The sequence below is a fragment of the Nocardioides sp. zg-1230 genome (assembly GCF_013155335.1).
Lineage (GTDB): Bacteria > Actinomycetota > Actinomycetes > Propionibacteriales > Nocardioidaceae > Nocardioides.
Genome location: NZ_JABJQZ010000005.1, coordinates 74,788 through 90,138 on the forward strand (window position 1 = coordinate 74,788; position 15,351 = coordinate 90,138).

Annotated in this window: 18 protein-coding genes; 5 read left to right on the plus strand and 13 right to left on the minus strand. The window is 73.2% G+C overall.

All coding sequences use genetic code 11. From position 1 onward, the window contains the following. Position 1: 1 nt before the first annotated feature. Positions 2-325: a putative quinol monooxygenase gene (locus HOO61_RS16270; RefSeq protein WP_172260328.1), complete on the plus strand. Its 324-nt coding sequence runs from the start codon at positions 2-4 to the stop codon at positions 323-325. A gap of 9 nt (positions 326-334) precedes the next feature. Here the strand turns inward: HOO61_RS16270 and HOO61_RS16275 are convergent, their stop codons facing one another. Genes HOO61_RS16275 through HOO61_RS16285 form a run of 3 tightly spaced genes read right to left on the minus strand, consistent with a single transcriptional unit; the run spans position 335 to position 3,410 of the window. Beyond that, positions 335-1,048, minus strand: coding sequence for a glycosyltransferase (locus HOO61_RS16275; RefSeq protein WP_216659035.1), 714 nt, complete (start codon positions 1,046-1,048; stop codon positions 335-337). Beyond that, complete coding sequence (locus HOO61_RS16280) at positions 1,045-2,358, minus strand: bifunctional PIG-L family deacetylase/class I SAM-dependent methyltransferase (RefSeq protein ID WP_172260332.1); 1,314 nt, start codon at positions 2,356-2,358, stop codon at positions 1,045-1,047. The genes HOO61_RS16275 and HOO61_RS16280 overlap by 4 nt, the downstream gene beginning before the upstream one ends. Continuing rightward, complete coding sequence (locus HOO61_RS16285; protein ID WP_172260334.1) at positions 2,355-3,410, minus strand: acyl-CoA dehydrogenase family protein; 1,056 nt, start codon at positions 3,408-3,410, stop codon at positions 2,355-2,357. The genes HOO61_RS16280 and HOO61_RS16285 overlap by 4 nt, the downstream gene beginning before the upstream one ends. A 198-nt stretch (positions 3,411-3,608) precedes the next feature. On the opposite strand from HOO61_RS16285, the gene HOO61_RS16290 reads away from it, so the two are divergent. Continuing rightward, positions 3,609-5,042, plus strand: coding sequence for an HNH endonuclease signature motif containing protein (locus HOO61_RS16290; protein ID WP_172260336.1), 1,434 nt, complete (start codon positions 3,609-3,611; stop codon positions 5,040-5,042). A 112-nt stretch (positions 5,043-5,154) separates the two neighbouring features. Here the strand turns inward: HOO61_RS16290 and HOO61_RS16295 are convergent, their stop codons facing one another. The 3 genes from HOO61_RS16295 to HOO61_RS16305 form a co-directional block, all read right to left on the minus strand. Then, entirely contained in the window at positions 5,155-5,802 is a 648-nt protein-coding gene (locus HOO61_RS16295; RefSeq protein ID WP_172260338.1) for a hypothetical protein, read from the minus strand. Beyond that, positions 5,789-6,448: a hypothetical protein gene (locus HOO61_RS16300; protein WP_172260340.1), complete on the minus strand. Its 660-nt coding sequence runs from the start codon at positions 6,446-6,448 to the stop codon at positions 5,789-5,791. The genes HOO61_RS16295 and HOO61_RS16300 overlap by 14 nt, the downstream gene beginning before the upstream one ends. A gap of 97 nt (positions 6,449-6,545) precedes the next feature. Continuing rightward, entirely contained in the window at positions 6,546-7,523 is a 978-nt protein-coding gene (locus HOO61_RS16305; protein ID WP_172260342.1) for a zinc-binding dehydrogenase, read from the minus strand. 133 nt (positions 7,524-7,656) lie between these two features. On the opposite strand from HOO61_RS16305, the gene HOO61_RS16310 reads away from it, so the two are divergent. Then, positions 7,657-8,037, plus strand: coding sequence for a DUF3253 domain-containing protein (locus HOO61_RS16310; RefSeq protein WP_172260344.1), 381 nt, complete (start codon positions 7,657-7,659; stop codon positions 8,035-8,037). Here the strand turns inward: HOO61_RS16310 and HOO61_RS16315 are convergent. Together HOO61_RS16315 and HOO61_RS16320 are read right to left on the minus strand one after the other, a co-directional pair. Continuing rightward, complete coding sequence (locus tag HOO61_RS16315; protein WP_172260346.1) at positions 8,025-8,654, minus strand: hypothetical protein; 630 nt, start codon at positions 8,652-8,654, stop codon at positions 8,025-8,027. The genes HOO61_RS16310 and HOO61_RS16315 overlap by 13 nt on opposite strands. A gap of 73 nt (positions 8,655-8,727) precedes the next feature. Next, a complete protein-coding gene (locus tag HOO61_RS16320) occupies positions 8,728-9,021 on the minus strand; it encodes a hypothetical protein (protein WP_172260348.1) in 294 nt (97 codons plus the stop codon). A gap of 96 nt (positions 9,022-9,117) precedes the next feature. Here HOO61_RS16320 and HOO61_RS16325 point away from each other — a divergent pair, with 96 nt between their 5' ends. Both HOO61_RS16325 and HOO61_RS16330 read left to right on the plus strand, forming a co-directional pair. Next, on the plus strand, positions 9,118-9,732 hold the full coding sequence (locus tag HOO61_RS16325; RefSeq protein ID WP_172260350.1) for a ClpP family protease: 615 nt from the start codon (positions 9,118-9,120) through the stop codon (positions 9,730-9,732). 11 nt (positions 9,733-9,743) lie between these two features. Continuing rightward, positions 9,744-10,346 carry a ClpP family protease gene (locus HOO61_RS16330; RefSeq protein WP_172261021.1) on the plus strand — a complete coding sequence of 201 codons (603 nt, stop codon included), beginning with the start codon at positions 9,744-9,746 and terminating at the stop codon, positions 10,344-10,346. Positions 10,347-10,351: 5 nt separating this feature from the next. On the opposite strand, the gene HOO61_RS16335 is transcribed toward HOO61_RS16330, so the two are convergent. The 5 genes from HOO61_RS16335 to HOO61_RS16355 form a co-directional block, all read right to left on the minus strand. Next, the gene (locus HOO61_RS16335) at positions 10,352-10,660 is read right to left on the minus strand and encodes a helix-turn-helix domain-containing protein (RefSeq protein ID WP_172260352.1); all 309 of its coding nucleotides are present in this window, start codon (positions 10,658-10,660) and stop codon (positions 10,352-10,354) included. Positions 10,661-10,729: 69 nt separating this feature from the next. Beyond that, complete coding sequence (locus tag HOO61_RS16340; RefSeq protein ID WP_172260354.1) at positions 10,730-12,190, minus strand: protein adenylyltransferase SelO family protein; 1,461 nt, start codon at positions 12,188-12,190, stop codon at positions 10,730-10,732. A gap of 47 nt (positions 12,191-12,237) precedes the next feature. After that, positions 12,238-13,803: a peptide chain release factor 3 gene (locus HOO61_RS16345; RefSeq protein ID WP_172260356.1), complete on the minus strand. Its 1,566-nt coding sequence runs from the start codon at positions 13,801-13,803 to the stop codon at positions 12,238-12,240. 68 nt (positions 13,804-13,871) lie between these two features. Next, positions 13,872-14,573 carry an ANTAR domain-containing protein gene (locus HOO61_RS16350; protein WP_172260358.1) on the minus strand — a complete coding sequence of 234 codons (702 nt, stop codon included), beginning with the start codon at positions 14,571-14,573 and terminating at the stop codon, positions 13,872-13,874. 62 nt (positions 14,574-14,635) lie between these two features. Next, positions 14,636-15,334, minus strand: coding sequence for a GAF and ANTAR domain-containing protein (locus HOO61_RS16355; RefSeq protein WP_172260360.1), 699 nt, complete (start codon positions 15,332-15,334; stop codon positions 14,636-14,638). Between the last annotated feature and the right edge of the window lie 17 nt (positions 15,335-15,351).

Below are 15,351 nucleotides of genomic sequence, written 5' to 3' on the forward strand. Positions count from 1 at the left end.
GTTGATCTTCATCACCGCGAAGTTCCCCATCAAGCCCGAGCACGCCGACGACTGGCCCGAGCTGTCGCGGGCCTTCACCGAGGCCACGCGTGCGGAGGAGGGCTGCCTGTGGTTCGAGTGGTCGCGGAGCCTGGAGGACCCCCACGAGTACGTCCTCGTCGAGGCCTTCCGGGACGGCGACGCCGGCGGGGCGCACGTCTCGTCCGACCACTTCAAGGCGGCCCAGGCCGAGCTCCCGCAGTACCTGGCCCGCACCCCCGACATCGTCAGCACCGAGGTCGACCAGGACGGCTGGAACGAGCTCGGGGAGATGCAGGTCGGCTGACGCGTCGGCTCAGGCGCCGAGGCCGTCGAGCTCGGCCAGCTCGTCGAGGTAGTGCGCGAAACCACCCGGTGCGCGGCCGGCGCGCCGTCCCGAGGTGACCACCGGTACGTCGCCGGTCGCCACGGTCGGTACGCCGGCCCGGCGCATCGCCGCCACCAGCCGCACGTCCTCGTGGGTGTGGAGCGGCAGGAAGCCGCCCACCGAGCGGTAGGCCTCGAGGGTGAAGCCCAGGTTGGCACCGTGCACGTGGTCGTGACCCTCGGTGCTTGTGTGCCGCTGGTGCCACGCCGACAGGGCCGCGGGGGACAGGTCTCCCGGTCGTGGCACGACCGTCCCCACGACCAGCGCGAGACCGTCGGCCGCCCGTGCCAGCTGGGCGGTCAACCAATGCGGCGGGACGACGCTGTCGGCATCGGTGCTCGCCACCCACAGCGACCCGCTGCCGATCGCCCGTGACCACGCGGCCGCCGCGTGCACGCCTCGCGACCGGGCAACGCCCACGCAGCCCGCGTCGGTGCTGAGCGCTTCGACGTCGTCGCGCGCGGCCACCACCTCGGCCGAGCCGTCGCGGCACGCGTCGAGCACGACGACCACCCGCGTGCGCACCAGGGGATGCGCCGCGTGGACCGCCGTGACGGCGGTCGCGACCGAGTCGAGGCAGGCGGGGAGCAGGGCCTCCTCGTCCCGGGCAGGTACGACGACCGCGACCGCGTCGAGCTTCACGACGGACGTCCCAGCACGTGCAGGAGGAAGTCGGGCTCCTGGTGCTCGACCAGCACCGGCGCACCGGTGGCGAGGAACGCGTCGTGCACCGCGGGCCCGGCCAGCGGCCATCCCACCGGCTGGTGGCGCCAGTGGCACAGCAGCAGGTGGCCGTCGTCGGTGAGGGAGCCGAGGCACAGGCCGACGAGCTCGGTGAGGCCGGCGGGGCTGAGGAAGTAGCCGACCTCGGAGACGGAGACGAGGTCGTAGCGGCCGTGTGGCCACTCGCCCGGCACCCGCGCGAGCCGGAGCTCGAGGCCGGCAGCGGTCGACGTACGACGACGGGCGAGGCCGAGTGCCGTGGGGCTGCTGTCGACCGCGAGCAGGCGGTCGCACCGGGTCGCGAGGTCGACGGCGAGCGCCCCGACCGAGCAGCCGACCTCGAGGGCCGACGGGTAGTGCTCGTGCGGCAGGCTCGCCAGGGTGACGGCCCGCTTGCGCCGCTCGTAGAGGGACTCGACGTCCCAGGGGTCGTCGCGGTCCTTGTGGACCCGGTCGAGCACGTCGTCGTCGACGTCAGGCCCACCGGTCAGGAAGACCTCGAGGTCGCGGTCGACGTGCGCCAGCAGGTCGGGGCCGAGGAGGACCTCGTCGCCGGGCGCCTCGGACAGGGGCCGCACCTGACTGGCGTGCGCGTCGATCGCTGCCCGCTTCGCCTCGACGGAGCCAGGATCGAGCGGCAGGCAGCGCACGCGCTCGCCGGGCAGGTCGTCCGGCTGGCCCCAGTGCCAGAGCCAGACGGGGTACTCCCACAGCGTGGCGTCGGTGCGATGGGCGGCGGTGGCGGCCGCCCGTCCGACGGCCTCGTGGTCGGGGTGGCCGTCGCCCCGCCACGGTGCGCAGAGGAGGACGTCCGCGCCGTCGGTGCCGATGGTCGCCACGAGCGCTGCCACCAGCTCCTCCTCGTGGGCCCCGACGTCGCCGTCGGGGAGGTCGAGGCACGTGACGCGTGCGTCAGGGGCCAGGAGCCCGATGGCCCGGCGGAGCTCGTCGCGGCGCACCGCTGCGAGCCGATCGGGTGCGTGCGTGGGGGAGTGCGGGTGCGACGCCTCGCCGGCGGTGGCCGTGACCACCTCGACGCGCCACCCGGCGCGGGCGGCCGCGTGCACCAGCCCGCCGGCGCCGAGCGTCTCGTCGTCCGGGTGCGCACCTACGACGATCACCCGGTTGCGCGCGGCCGGCAGCTCGAGGATCGGCGCGCTCGTCAAGGTCGGCGTCCACCGTGCGGCCGGCGTACCGGGTCGGTCGTGGCGGAAGTCGGGTGCCGTCACCAGTCCGACGCCCCGTCGTCGACGACCAGGGCGCCGAGCGAGGCCTGGTCGCGCTCGGCGTGCCACTGGCGCAGGTAGAGCTCCAGGTCGGCCACCCGCCGCGCGTGCTGCTCCTCGGTGGCCAGCGGTCCGGGGCCGAGGCCGTGCGCGGTGCGACGCAGGATCTCCTCGCAGGTGGTGGCCACCACCTCCCGCACACGGAGGGCGGCCCGCCAGCCGGTAGCGCCGGCGAGGTCGCCGGCGTCGAGCGCCTCGGCCGCCTGGTGGAGCGTGGACCGCGCAGCGTGCAGGCGAGCGTCGACGGCACCAAGGTGCATCAGTGCCACCTGGTCGGGCTCGCGGGACGCCGAGGCTGCGGCGAGGCGCCGCGCGACGCCCACCGCGCCGCCGAACCAAACGGCGGCCACCCCGATGGCGCCCCATGCGAAGCCCGGTCGCTCGAGGTACCAGCCGGGTGCCCCCACAGGGCGAGCCTCGACGTCGACCATGTCGAGGGGGCCGGAGTCCACCGTCATGAGCCCGCGTGCCACCCAGGTGCCGGGCACGGCGGTGACGCCGAGGTCGTCGAGGTCGACGGCGAACAGCTGACGTTCCTCACCCACGCGGGCGCTGACCAGGGCGTGGTCGAGGACACCGCCCAGCGAGCACCAGTGCTTGCGCCCGTCCAGCACGTACGACTCGCCGCGCGCCGTCGCGCGGAGGGGCTCGCCCGGTCCCTCGGCGGCGAACACGCCCCAGGTGCCGTCGTCGGCCTGCTCGCCCGCCTGCGCGAGGATGGCGTGGGCGTCCAGGTGCGGCTCCAGCACCCGCGCCACGGTCAGGTCGACCGCGGCGACGCTGGCCAGGGCCGACCACAGGAACGCCGTGCTCCCGCCTCCCGGCCGCGGGATCGCCGCACCGTGGTCCCGGGCCAGTGCCAGCGCGGCGGGGACGTCGCCCGCGGCGTTCCGGGCCAGCGTCACCAGCTCGGACAGCCGGTCCTCGTCTTCGGAGGTTTTCTTCCCGATGCGGACGGGCAGTGCTCCTGCGGCGCTCGCGTGGTCGCTCGTCATCTGTCCCCTCGGTCGGCACCGGCTCCGGCGCGGTGCCGGCGCCCCTGCGGATCATAGGGCGCGACAGAGGTCTGGTGGGACCTCCCAATGGGCTGGCGGGGGCGGGCGGTGTCGCGTCGCGAGGACGTCGCTGAGGCCTGCATACACGCGCCGCCCATCGCGGGGGAAGTGTCGTACCCCATCTCTATGATCGAACACATGAGCGAAGCGGTGACAGGCCGGATGGCGGGTGGGGTCGAGGACCTCACCGCCTCCGACCTGCTCGCTGTGATCCGACAGCGTCGCGTGGACGAGAACCGCGCCGCTGCCGACCAGCTCCTCTTGGCGGCGCAGTGGGCGGACCTGTATCCGCCGGAGTCGATCCACGACGCCGCGTCGTTCTCGGTGCCGTCGTGTGGTCAGGAGCACGAGGAGCCGATCGCGGGTGAGGGGTGCCCGTTGGTGGCGGAGTTCTGCGTGGCCGAGCTCGGCGGCGTCCTCGGGGTGTCGACGGTGGCGGCGAAGAAGCTGATCGGGCAGGCGTTGGAGCTGCGGCACCGGCTGCCGCGGTTGTGGGGCCAGGTGCAGGCGGGTCGGGTGCCGGCGTGGACGGCCCGGGTGGTCGCCGAGACCACGATCCACTCCAGCCCGGCGTTGACGCGGGAGGCGGCAGGGTTCATCGACGCGCAGGTCGCGGCCGTCGCGGGCCGGGTGGGTCCCGCGCAGCTGGACCGGCTGGTCGCAGAGGCGATCAAGCGCTACGACCTCGCCGACCCGGACCCGGCCGCGGATCCCGAGGACGGCTACCTCCACGTGGACCCGCGCCACGCGACCATCGACACCCGGGACGTGCACTATGCCGGGACGATGCGGGTCGACGGCGAGCTCGACATCGCCGACGCCCTCGACCTCGACCGCGCGCTGGCGCAGGGCGCCGCGACCCAGGCCGCGCTCGGCTCCACCGAGTCCCTCGACGTGCGCCGCGCCAAGGCCCTCGGTGAGCTCGCCCGGACGCAGACCGCGCTCGACCTCCACACCACGGGCACAGGCACCACCGCGAAGACCGAAGACGGCGACGGGCTGCCGGTCGCGCGGGAGGTCGTGCTCCACGCCCACTTCGACGCGGGCTTCGCCGGCGACGCCACCGTGTTCGGGCCGACCGGGCGGCTCGAGGAGGGGCAGCGGCTCGCGCTGCTCGACCAGGTCAAGTCGTGGTGTGCCGACTCCCGCACGAAGGTGACGATCAAGCCGGTGATCGACCTGAACACCCAGCTGAGGACCGACACGTACGAGGTTCCGGATCGGATCCGGGAGCAGGTTTTCCTCCGAGACATGACGTGCGTGTTCCCGCACTGCACCCGACCGGCCCGGCGCTGCGATGTCGACCATGTCATCCCCCACGACCCGGACGCCGAGGCCGAGGGTCGGCCGCAGCCCGGGCCGACACAGACCGACAACCTCGCCTGCCTGTGCCGCAGCCACCACCGGTTGAAGACGCACTCGGCCTGGCGCTACGAGATGGTCGCGCCCGGGGTGTTCGAGTGGACCAGCCCGCACGGGTACCTCTACCGCCGCGACCACACCGGCACTACCGCACTCGACCCACCCGAGAGGCCAGATCCGCCCGGCATCCCACGACCACGCCGACCATGACCCCGCCCCACACCCCGCCACCCACCCGGTAGCGGGGCCACAGGCACGTCCGAACGGGCGGGCCGGCGGCCCCGCAGGTCATGACCGATGTCCCTGGCCGGACCTGCATCAGCTATGGGTGGTAGAGCCGCGGGATCTCGGCGTCCCAGCCAGCGCGCCCGGTCCCGTAGGCGTGGTCCTCCCACACGGCGTCACCGAACGGGTCGTCGGGTGCAGCGTCGTAGCGCATGGTCGCGGCGTCCACCTCGGCCTCGATCCACTGCGGCTCGCCCAGACAGCTGCGGGGCAGCGTCATGGTCACCGTGTTGGTGTCGAAGTCCACGTCGACCGCGGCCCCGGGGCAGCGCGACCCGTCGGCCTCGTAGACGTCGACGCTGGTCTGGCCGCGGTAGGCGAGAGCAGTCGCCTGGGTCGGCAGGCGCGACCCGGTGCGGTCCGTCGTGACGAGGGTCGTCAGGTCGAGGTACTGACGGGGGCTGAGGCCGCGGAACTCGGCCGTGACGGTGACCTCGTCCGCGCCGTGCTCGACCGTCGTGCGCACGATGTCGGTGATCGAGTTGCGGGGCGCCGGGGCGACGGCGTCCGGGTCCGTGGTGTGACCGCCGACCAAGACGTCACCGGACGCGTCGGAGGTGGAGCTCCGCGTGACAACGGTGCGTCCGGGCGGGTCCGGCGAGCACCCGGAGAGCGCCACGGAGAGTGCCACGAGGAGGGCCGCGAGAGCGGCCGGCAGGAGGACGAGCCCGTCAGTCCGCGACATCGACGACGAGGCGCGGCGGGTCCGTGAGGGTGAACACCCGGAAGGGACGTTCATCGCCCTCGATGCCCGCGAAGACCTGGATGTAGCCCTCGAACCAGCCGTTGACGTGGACCGCGGCGATCTCGCCGGCGGGTGCGAGGGCCTGCGGCACCTCGTAGGACCCGGGCTCGGGCATCGCGGTGCCGGACGCGCTGATCGTGAGCACGTGGTCACCCGCGACCGGCACGACCTTGCCACTGCCCTCGGCGACGGCCTCGTCGCCCCAGGCGACGCCCCAGCCGGGGGTCGCGGTGCCGCTGAGCTCGAGCACGACGCGGTCGAAGCCGTCGTGATCTCCCACCCGTACGTCGACCAGCTGCAGGTCCCAGTCACCCGACGGCTCCGCGGTCTGCGGCTCGGTCGACTGCGGGAACGGCGGACCGTCGGCCGTGGGCGGCGTCGGGGAGGGCGACTCCGCGGGCGGCGACGCGGACGGGGGCTCGGACGGGGGCTCGGACGGGGACTCCGAAGGCGTGGCGGACGGCGCCTTGGACGACTCGGCCGACGACGTCGACCTGTCGCTCGCCGACGTGGGGGAGGCGTCGGTACCGCAGGCCGTCAGCAGCAGCACGGTGGCTGCGAGGGACCCGCCCAGCGCTCGACCCATCAGTCCCCCTCGGTGAGTGCCGTCGACCGGCGGTCCCAGCCTAGGGGCCGAGACCGCCGATCCCGGGGATCAGGGCCCGAGGGTCACGTCCGAAGCGTCACGGACGCAGCAGGATCTTGCCGCGGCGCCCGGGCTCTGCGTTGGCGCGCGTGGCATCCGCGATCTCCTCGAGCGGGTAGACCTTCTCGACCGGAAGCGTGAGCGCGCCGGAGCCGAGGCCGGTGACCAGCTCGCCCATCAGGGCGGCCCGCTTCTCGCGGGACATCGCGGCGAAGACCTTGTTGCCCCAGAAACCCTTGATCACGACCTGCTTGAAGATCACGTCGCCGGACCCGATCTCCATCGTGGGCGAGGCCATGGCGCCGAAGACCACGAGGACACCGTCCTCGGCGAGCAGCGAGACGACGTCGCCGGCGGAGGCCCCGCCGACGGAGTCGACGCCGGCGACGATCGGGGCGTCGCCGACGATCTCGCGCACGCGGTCGCGCCAGCCGTCGTCGTCGGTCGCGACGACGCGCTCGATGCCCTGCTCGGCCAGCTCAGCGACCCCGTCGGCACGGCGTACGAGACCGAGGACGTGGACACCGCGGGCCTTCGCGAGCTGGGCCACGAGGCGACCGACGGCGCCGTTCGCGGCGTTCTGGACGATCCAGTCGCCCTCGGACACCTCGAGGAAGTCGAGCAGGGCGATGGCGCTGAACGGCATCGAGACGAGCTGCGCGGCGGCCTCGTCGCTCATCCCCTCCGGCACCGGGACCAACCCGGCGGCAGGGGCGACGATGAGCTCGGCCCAGGCGCCGAAGCTGCCGCCGGTGGCGACCCGCTGGCCGACCTCGAGGCCCTCGACGCCCTCGCCGAGCGCCTCGACCACACCGACCGCCTCGGTCCCGGCACGCGCCGGCATCTCGGGCTTGAAGCCGTAGCTTCCGCGGGCCGTCCAGAGGTCGTGGTTGTGGATGGGGGAGAGCAGGACCCGTACGAGTGCCTGGCCCGGGCCGGGCTCCGGGGCCGGCACCTCCTGCACCGAGAGGACCTCGGCCGGGTCGCCGAACCTGGGCTGGACGAGTGCGCGCATGGGACTGCCTTCCGTGAGACTGCGGGGGACGTACGCCCGGCACAACCGCCGACCCGGCCCGGCTATGCCGCCGGCGGACCACCTGAGGGCGAGGTCACAGGCCGCGCTGGTGCCGCGCGGCACACTGGGCGGCATGCCCCCGGAGCCGAAGACCTGCCAGTCGTGCGGTCGCACCATCGAGTGGCGCAGGAAGTGGGACCGCGACTGGGACCAGGTGCGCTACTGCTCGACCGCGTGTCGCAAGCGGGGCGTCTCCGACGTCGACCGCAGGCTGGAGGACACCATCCTCGACCTGCTCGCCCAGCGGGCCCGTACGTCGACGATCTGCCCGTCGGACGCGGCGCGCGCGGTGGGCGAGGACGACTCGTGGCGCGAGCTGATGGAGCCCGCGAGACGTGCGGCCCGTCGGCTGGTGGACCGTGGTGAGGTCGAGATCACCCAGGGCGGTCACGTCGTCGACCCGTCGACGGCCAAGGGGCCCATCCGGATCCGGCGCCGGGCTCAGAAGGCGTAGTCGAACCGCTCCAGGTCGTCGGCGTGGGCCGTCTCGACCAGGCGCCGGCTCGCGGCCGAGTAGGAGCGCCAGTAGGCGCGCTCGCGGTCGGTGACGTTGGTGGGCGGCACCGCCAGCTCGAAGCCGAGGAGGTCGCCGATGTCGGTCTCCAGGTGCTCCATGCGCAGCACGACGTCGGCCTCGTCCACGTGGCCGCGGTTGATCCGCAGCGGCCGCACCGGGTCGCCGATGGCCTGAGCGAGCCAGGCGTCGAAGTCGAGGGTCACCGCGTCGACGATGCGGTCGACGGCACCCGGCACCTCGTGCACCCACGAGTCGGGGCGTCGCAGCTCGTGCACCCACCGGGTGCGGGTGCGGGTGTGCTCGGCGACGTAGAAGTCGAACGGGTTGCGGGTCGTCGTCACGATGCGCATCCCGTGCCCGGCGTCCACCACTCCTGCCGCGACGAGCTGCCCCACGGTCGCGTGCTTGGCGTCCACGCCCGCCTCTCGGGCCTGCTCGGGACCGACGACCTCGGTCGCGCCGCGTTGCGCGACGAGGGCCTCACCGAGGGCGGTGCTCCCGGTGCCGGGGGCGGCGGTGACGAGGAGTCCGCCGCGGCGGTCGACCAGCGCCATCAGCAGGAGCCGTGAGAGGGAGAGCCTGGGTGCATGCAGGTATTGCAGCAGACGCCCCGCAACTCCGCGCGGGTCAGTCGTCGAAGAGGTGGTCCTCGGCCTCGGCCGACGTGACCTCGAGCCGCAGCGCCAGCACCTTCTCCGGTGGCAGCCCGAGCCGGGAGAGGATGACCTGCACCTGGGGAAGCACCCAGCTGTAGGACTCCACCGCCACCCGGCTCGCCTCGTTGTGCACCCGGATCCACACGACCGGGTCGCCGGCGCGGTCCGGCAGCCAGTGCGCGCCGATGACGCCCGCGGGTGCCAGCGACGTGACGATCGGCAGCATCGCCGCGTCGGCGGCCCGCCGCAGCGTCTCGTCGGTCACCCCGCCACACTAGGACCCTCGATGCTCCGCTCCCCGCGGATCCGCCGCGAGCAGAACGCCCTGTGGTGACGGACCCGAGCGGGCCACGCTGGGCGCATGACCACCCACACCACCTCCGAACGCATCGAGGACGAGCTCGTCAGACGGCTGATGCACCAGCGGATCATCGTCCTGGGCGAGGAGCTCGGGGAGCGCAACGGCAACCGCCTGATGCACCAGCTTCTGCTGTTGTCCGCCGAGGACCCGCGCGCCGACATCAGCCTCTGGATCAGCTCCCCGGGCGGCTCGGTGTCGTCGATGCTCGCCATCCACGACGTGATGCAGCTGATCCCCAACGACGTGAGCACCCTCGCCATGGGCATGGCCGCGAGCGCCGGACAGTTCCTGCTCTCCGCGGGCACGCCGGGCAAGAGGTACGCCCTCCCGCACGCCCGCGTCCTCCTCCACCAGGGATCCGCAGGCATCGGCGGCACGGCCGTCGACATCGAGATCCAGGCCGACGACCTGCGCCACACCCGGGACACCGTGCTCGGCCTCATCGCCGAGCACACCGGCCAGGACCGCGAGACCGTCGAGCGCGACTCGCGCCGCGACCGGTGGTTCAGTGCGGAGGACGCGCTCGCCTACGGCTTCGTCGACGAGATCCTCAGCTCGGTCGACCACGTCACGCCGGCGCGCACCCGCGCCGTGGGTCTGGCAGGTGCGCGATGAGCGCCTACGGGATGAGCACCTACACCGTCCCGTACGTCGTCCAGCAGACGCCGCGGGGCGAACGGACCCTCGACCTCTACTCGCGGCTGCTGTCGGAGCGGATCGTCTACCTGGGCACCGAGATCGACGACGGCGTCGCCAACGCGGTGATCGCGCAGCTGCTGCACCTGGCCTCGGAGAACCCCGAGCTCCCGATCAGCCTCTACCTCAACTCACCGGGTGGCTCCATCACGGCGATGCTGGCTGTCTACGACGCGATGCAGTTCGTGAAGCCGCCGGTCGAGACCGTGTGCGTCGGGCAGGCCGCGTGGACCGCAGCGGTCCTGCTCGCCGGGGGCGCGCCGGGCCGGCGCGCGATCCTGCCGCACGGGCGCGTCGTGCTCCACCAGCCCGCGACGCAGGGCCGCGGCACCATCCCCGACCTGATCCTCGAGGCCGACGAGGTGGCGCGGGTGCGCCTGCTGCTCGAGGAGGTGCTCGCCCGGCACACCGGGCGTACGGCTGAGCAGATCCGCCAGGACACCGACCGCACGCTCGTCCTGCCGGGGGAGGCCGCCGTGGACTACGGGCTCGTCGACACGGTCGTGAGCGAGCAGGGGCCGGCGCTGGTCTGAACGGGTCAGGCTGCGAGGGCGAGGGCGAGGGCGTCCGGGCGTCCTGCGCGCACCGCCAGGCGCCGGACGCTGAGGTCGAGCGCACCGGCGATGGCGTGGAGCATCTCCGACGACGGGTCCTTCAGACCGCGCTCGACCTCGGAGAGGTACTGCACGGAGACCCCGGCACGCCCGGCCACGTCGACGAGGCGCTCGCCGCGGCGACGGCGCTCACGGTGCAGCTCGCGGCCGACCAGCTCCCGCCACAGGGGCTCGGGCCCGTGCTCGGGCTCGGGTGCACGATCAGGACCGGGGAACCGCAGGATGTCGCCCATGGGCCGAACCTAGACCCGGCACTGGCCGGAAGCCGAGCGATTCTGCTCAGGGCAGAAGCACCGACGCGCTCAGGTGCCGCAGAACGTCGTGTAGGCGCCGAACGAGTCGGGTGCGGGCTCGGCGTGGCGCTCGAGGCCCGAGCGCTCGTCGTACGGCGACGAGACGGCCTCGAGCAGCCGGTCGAGCGGTGCCAGGTCGCCGTCGGTGGCGGCGGTCAGCGCCTCCTCGACGAGGTGGTTGCGGGGCACGTACACCGGGTTGGTGCAGTCCATCGCCGCGGCATCGGGGCCGAGCGCGAGCCACCGGGTGGTCCACGCGTCGAAGCCGGCCAGGTCCAGGAACATCCCGCGCGCCGGCTCCGCGTCGCCCCGAGCGGCAGCGCCGAGCCTGCGGAAGAACGACGTGTGGTCGACGTGGTCGGCCTGCAGCAGCGCAATGAGCTCGGCCGTGATGCTCGACGCCTCCGCGCGATCGACGCCGTCGGGCAGGCCCAGCTTGGCGCGCATGCCCGACGACCAGGCGGCGGAGTAGTGCTCGCGGAAGGCGCCGAGCGACTCGACCGCGATCGCGACGGCCGCGTCCTGGTCGTCGGCCAGGAGCGGCAGGATCGCCTCGGCGAAGCGGGCGAGGTTCCACTCGGCGGCGACCGGCTGGTTGCCGTAGGCGTAGCGCCCGCCGGTGTCGATGGAGCTGAAGACGGTGGCCGGGTCGAAGGCGTCGATGAACGCGCACGGTCCGTAGTCGATCGTCTCACCCGAGATGGTCATGTTGTCGGTGTTCATCACGCCGTGGACGAAGCCGACCAGCATCCACTGCGCGACCAGGGTGGCCTGGGCGGCGACCACCGCCTCGAACAGCGCGAGGTGGGGGTGCTCGGCCGCGGCGGCCGCGGGGTGGTGGCGGGCGATCGCGTGGTCGGCCAGGCGGCCCAGCAGGTCGATGTCGTCGGTGGCGCGGGCGTACTGGAAGGTGCCGACGCGCAGGTGGCTGCTCGCCACCCGGGCCAGCACGGCACCGGGCAGCACGGTCTCGCGCTGCACGGGGCGACCGGTCGAGACGACGGCGAGGCTGCGGGTGGTGGGGATGCCGAGGGCGTGCATCGCCTCGCTGACGACGTGCTCGCGGAGCATCGGGCCGACCGCGGCGAGGCCGTCGCCGCCGCGGGAGAACGGCGTACGACCCGAGCCCTTGAGGTGCAGGTCGCGCAGCCGCCCGGAGCCGTCGACGAGCTCACCGAGTAGAAGTGCCCGGCCGTCGCCGAGCCTGGGGGAGTAGCCGCCGAACTGGTGGCCGGCGTAGGCCTGCGCGACGGGCGTCGCCCCCTCGGGGACGCGGGTGCCGGTGAGGAGCCCGAGCCCGTCCCCGCGCAGCCAGTCGGGGTCGAGGCCGAGCTCGCGGGCCAGGGGCTCGTTGAGGATGAGCACCCGGGGATCCGGGGTGTCGACGGCCTGCCACGGCAGGGCCAGCTCAGGCAGCTCCCGCGCGAAGCGGCTGTCGAGGGCGAGGGTCGGGGTGGGTGCCGAGGTCACTCCCTCGACGATACGCGGCGTGCGGGGACGCAGGCGCTCAGCTGGACTCAGCCGCCGCCGGCCGGCAGGGCCTCGAGCATGATGTCGGGGTTGTCGCGGGCCGTGACCTGGGCGCGCCACTGGTCGACGAACAGGGCCATCCGGGTGCCGTCGCTGCGCTCGAGCACCTCGACCCCGCGCTTGCCGGCGAGGGCCGCGGCGCCGTCGGCGTCGGTGCGCCGGGCGACCTGGTAGTCGAGCCGGGAGAGGCGGATGGGGGAGTTGAACTCGTTGGTCATGCGGTCCTCGACGACCTCGAACTGCATCGGGCCGACGGCGGCGAGGACCGGGTTCTGGTCGCCGCGCAGGTCGGAGCGCAACACCTGCACGACGCCCTCCTGGTCGAGCTGTTCGATGCCGCGCCGGAACTGCTTGTAGCGGCCGATGTCGCCGGCGCTGGCCGTGACGAAGTGCTCGGGCGCGAAGCTCGGGACGGGCGGGTACTCGATCGCGTCACCGACGTAGACGGTGTCGCCCACCCGCAGCGCCTGGGCGTTGACGAAGCCGATGATGTCGCCGGGCTCGGCGCTCTCCACCGCGGCGGTGTCGCGGCCGAACACCGACTGGGCGAACTTGGTGGCGAAGGGACGCCCGCTGGCCGCGTGGGTGACGACCATCCCGCGCTCGAAGGTCCCGGACACGACCCGGGCGTAGGCGAGCCGGTCGCGGTGCGCGTTGTTCATCCCCGACTGCACCTTGAAGACGAACGCGCTGAAGTCGTCGGTGGTCTCGCGCACCGAGCCGTCGACACCCGCGGTGGCGCTGGGGTCGGGTGCGATGTCGAGCAGCAGGTCGAGCAGCTGGGCGACGCCGAAGTTCTGCAGGGCCGAGGCGAACATGACCGGGGTCGTCTCGCCGGCGAGGAAGCGCTCCTGGTCGTGGTCGGCGTCGTCGAGGGTGAGCAGCTCGTGCTCCTCGAACGCCGCCCTCCACTGGAAGGCGTCGTCGTCCTCGACCTCGTCGGCCCCCATCCGTCGCTCGGGGGCGCGGGTCGCGCCGCCGGCGGTGCGGGTGTACTTCACGAACTCGCCGGTACGCCGGTCCAGCACCCCGCGGAAGTCACCGGCCTCGCCGACGGGCCAGGTCAGGGGCGTCGGCCGGAGCTTGATCTTCTCCTGGATGAGGTCCATCAGCTCGAGCGCCGACAGCCCGGGCCGATCCCACTTGTTGATGACGGTCAGGACCGGGATGCCGCGCAGGGCGCACACCTTGAAGAGCTTGAGCGTCTGCGGCTCCAGCCCCTTTCCGGCGTCGACCAGCATCACGGCGGAGTCGACGGCGGAGAGCACGCGGTAGGTGTCCTCGGAGAAGTCGCTGTGGCCGGGGGTGTCGACGAGGTTGATGACGTGGTCGCGGTAGACGAACTGCAGGGCCGCCGAGGTGATCGAGATGCCGCGGGCCTTCTCCATCGCCATCCAGTCCGAGACCGTGGCGCGCCGGTCGCCCTTGCCGTGCACCGCTCCGGCCTCGGTGATGACCCGCGCGTGCAGGGCGAGGGCCTCGGTGAGGGTGGACTTGCCGGCGTCCGGGTGGCTGATGACGGCGAAGGTACGGCGGGGGCGGGTGTCGGGCACCGCGCGAATCTACCGGCCGACCCGCTCGACGTCCGCTTCGCCGGTGGAGCGGGCTGGCCGTCCGGGGGTCACTCGTCGTGGAGCCCCACGACGACGTGGGCCAGGCGGCTGACCGGGATGCCGGCGCGTCGTGCCGCGTCCTCGAGCTGCGCCCTGGCCTCGACCACCGGGATGTCGCGCTGTGCAGCGATGATTCCCGTGGCGGCGTCCAGGACCGCAGCCTCCCGCAGTCGGCCCGGCGCCTCGCGGGCGGTGCTCCGCGTCGCGAACGCGAGGTCGGCGTTGGTGACCGCTCCGGGAGCCCAGGCGCCGAAGGCGTCGGCCAGCTGCTGGTGCCTGCCTGCAAAGGTGTCCGCGGCGCGACCGTAGAGGTTGACCGTCGCGACGACGTCGCCGTCGGCCGCCACCACGGGAAGGGTCAGGGTGCTGTGCACACCGGCCGCCGCACTCGCCTGGGCGAAGTCCTGCCACCGGTCCTCGCCCAGCAGACCTCCGGGCGACGTCGCGATGCCGTGGCCGAGGTCGATGGCGTCGACGCACGGACCGCTGCTCACGTACTGCACGGCGTCCAGCGTGGCGATCTCCTCGTCGGTGGCGACCAGGGTGAAGGTGACGCCGAGCTCACGGGAGGCGACACTCACCCCGACGAGTCCCGGCGCGACCTCACGGGCGCTGTCGGCGGCTGCGACCAGGCCTGCCACCAGGGCTCCGTCGTCTACGGTGGCCTCGAGCTCGTCGAGGGCCTGCAGGGTCTCGGGGATGAGTTCCACGGCGCTCGGTACCCGCGAGCGACCGGCCGCATGCCGGGTCGGCGATGCCGGGTCGGTCGGGGTCAACCGCGCCGCGCGGCAGCGTTGCTCGCCTGCACGAGCTCCCGCGCGACGTCACGGAGCTTGTGGTTGCTCGTGGACGACGCCCGCACCAGGAACTGGAAGGCCCGGTCCTCGTCGACCTGGTAGCGCTCCATGACGATGCCGATGGCCTGACCGATCACCTTGCGAGAGGCGATCGCCTCGGTGAGCTGGTGCTCCTTCCGTGCGTGTCCGAGGGCGATCGAGGCGTGGGTCGCGAAGAGTCGGGCAGCCAGGACCGCGTCGGGGTCGACCTCGTCGGAGGAGGTCGAGTAGAGGTTCAGCCCGCCGATCGTGCGGCCGTCGTCGTAGAGGTGCAGTCCGAGCTGCGAGCGGAGCCCCAGCTCCACGGCGCGCGGCGCATAGCGCGGCCAACGCTGGTCGTGCCGGATGTCATCGACCAGCACGTCGCGCTGGGTGGTGATCGACTCGTAGCAGGGGCCCTCGCGCAGCTCGTACTGAAGGGCGTCGAGCACCGGCACCAGGTCACCGGCGCGTGCCTTGGTCTCGATCGTGCCATCGCGGTGGGTGAGGGAGATGCCGACGTGCTCGAAGCCGGGCACGGACGAGCGGGTCGCGAGCACGATGGCGTCCAGGGTCTCCTGCAGTGTCGTGCCCTGGTTGATCGCCGAGGCGGCCTGTGCCAGTGCCTCAGCCAGGGGGAGGGGGGTGTCGTTCATGGGCTCTTCCGATCCGC

Bases quoted from the DNA above. Each gene is read 5' to 3' on its own strand.
- HOO61_RS16285 (WP_172260334.1), bottom strand. From the start codon at position 3,410: ATGACGAGCGACCACGCGAGCGCCGCAGGAGCACTGCCCGTCCGCATC.
- HOO61_RS16290 (WP_172260336.1), top strand. From the start codon at position 3,609: ATGAGCGAAGCGGTGACAGGCCGGATGGCGGGTGGGGTCGAGGACCTC.
- HOO61_RS16295 (WP_172260338.1), bottom strand. From the start codon at position 5,802: ATGTCGCGGACTGACGGGCTCGTCCTCCTGCCGGCCGCTCTCGCGGCC.
- HOO61_RS16300 (WP_172260340.1), bottom strand. From the start codon at position 6,448: ATGGGTCGAGCGCTGGGCGGGTCCCTCGCAGCCACCGTGCTGCTGCTG.
- HOO61_RS16305 (WP_172260342.1), bottom strand. From the start codon at position 7,523: ATGCGCGCACTCGTCCAGCCCAGGTTCGGCGACCCGGCCGAGGTCCTC.
- HOO61_RS16310 (WP_172260344.1), top strand. From the start codon at position 7,657: ATGCCCCCGGAGCCGAAGACCTGCCAGTCGTGCGGTCGCACCATCGAG.
- HOO61_RS16315 (WP_172260346.1), bottom strand. From the start codon at position 8,654: ATGGCGCTGGTCGACCGCCGCGGCGGACTCCTCGTCACCGCCGCCCCC.
- HOO61_RS16325 (WP_172260350.1), top strand. From the start codon at position 9,118: ATGACCACCCACACCACCTCCGAACGCATCGAGGACGAGCTCGTCAGA.
- HOO61_RS16330 (WP_172261021.1), top strand. From the start codon at position 9,744: ATGAGCACCTACACCGTCCCGTACGTCGTCCAGCAGACGCCGCGGGGC.
- HOO61_RS16335 (WP_172260352.1), bottom strand. From the start codon at position 10,660: ATGGGCGACATCCTGCGGTTCCCCGGTCCTGATCGTGCACCCGAGCCC.
- HOO61_RS16355 (WP_172260360.1), bottom strand. From the start codon at position 15,334: ATGAACGACACCCCCCTCCCCCTGGCTGAGGCACTGGCACAGGCCGCC.